The sequence below is a fragment of the Mesorhizobium sp. M0239 genome (assembly GCF_040321815.1).
Taxonomy (GTDB): domain Bacteria; phylum Pseudomonadota; class Alphaproteobacteria; order Rhizobiales; family Rhizobiaceae; genus Mesorhizobium.
This window is the reverse complement of the sequence record NZ_JAMYSG010000092.1, coordinates 1-1447: the sequence shown is the minus strand read 5'-3', so window position 1 is coordinate 1447 and position 1447 is coordinate 1. Positions and strand designations below refer to the sequence as shown.

1 protein-coding gene is annotated in these 1447 nt (G+C 58.7%); it reads left to right on the top strand.

The features are described 5' to 3' along the window. The first annotated feature begins 63 nt into the window (after positions 1-63). Positions 64-1418 (top strand): IS3 family transposase gene (locus NKI99_RS33700; RefSeq protein WP_502905572.1). Its coding sequence is split into 2 segments (ribosomal slippage): positions 64-529 and positions 529-1418, totalling 1356 coding nucleotides; the frame shifts between segments, so codons are not numbered across the junction. Positions 1419-1447: the final 29 nt, after the last annotated feature.

Here is a 1447-nt window from a genome sequence, read left to right as displayed (position 1 = left end):
AATGAAAAAAGCCCCGTTTTGAACTGACCCCCGAAAGTTGGACACAACCTTCGGGGGTTTTGCATGTCCAAATACAGCGAGAGTTTCAAGCGCTCGGTTGTCGATAGCTATTTAGGCGGGGATGAGAGCTGCGCGAGTGCGGCGTCGATGCATGGCGTTGATGCGGCCACTGTTCGCAAGTGGGTTGCGTTGTACCAGGCGCATGGCGATGCCGGGCTATCTGGTAAGTACGGTCGTTACGACGCGGCGTTCAGGCTGTCGGTGCTTGAGCGAATGTGGGAGGAAGGTCTGTCGTATCGGCAGACGGCTGCATTGTTCAATATCCGCAATGCCAGTTGCCTGACGGGCTGGGAGAAGCGCTATCATGCGGGCGGGATAGAGGCGCTCGGCCCACGTCCCAGAGGACGACCCATGTCAAAGCCGCCGTCCCCCGCAGTGCCTGTTGCAGCCAGTGACGAGGCCAAAAGCCGCGAAGAACTGCTGGCTGAGCTGAAGCATCTGCGGATGGAGAACGACTACCTAAAAAAACTAGAGGCCTTAACGCAGGGACATGCGCTCAAAAAGCGCAAGCCGTCCAGGCGTTAAGGCCGTTGCATTCGCTTGAGGGGCTGCTCGAGCTGGCGAAGCTTGCGCGCAGCACGTTCTATTACAGACAGAAAGCAGCGAAGCGCTCGGACCGCCATGCGGCGCTGAAGGCGGCGATCAAGGCCATCTTCGACAGCCACAAGGGTCGCTACGGCTATCGCCGGGTGACTGCGCAACTGCACCGGTTGGGCCGGCGCGTCAACCACAAGACCGTCCAGAGCCTGATGGCCGGGATGGGATTGAAGTCGCTGGTCAGGCCGAAGAAGTATCGCTCCTACAGGGGCGAGGCTGGGCGGACCGCTCCCGATCTGTTGCAGCGCAAGTTCGGCGCCGACCGCGCCAACCGCAAATGGGTGACCGACGTGACGGAGTTCAGCCTGGCCGGCGACAAGCTCTATCTGTCCCCGGTCATGGATCTCTACAATGGCGAGATCGTCGCGTTCGAGACGGCGCGGCGGCCACGCTTCAAAATGGTGGACAATATGCTGACCAAAGCCCTCGCCCGGCTTGGTGAGAACGAAAGGCCGATCCTGCATTCCGATCAGGGATGGCAGTATCAGATGTCGGCATTCCAACGCAGGCTGGAAGCCAGAGGCCTCCAACAGAGCATGTCACGCAAAGGCAATTGCCTCGACAACGCCCCAATGGAGAGCTTCTTTGCCATCCTCGAATCCGAGCTCTTCCATCCCGGAACCTTCGACACCGTTCAAAGCCTGGACGACGCCATCACGGACTACATCGACTATTACAACCACCGCCGCATCAAACTGAAACTGAAAGGGCTGGCCCCTGTGCAATACAGGAACCAGCCCTTAAACCTACCAACTCAATGAACCGTCCAACTTTATGGGGTCAGTTCATT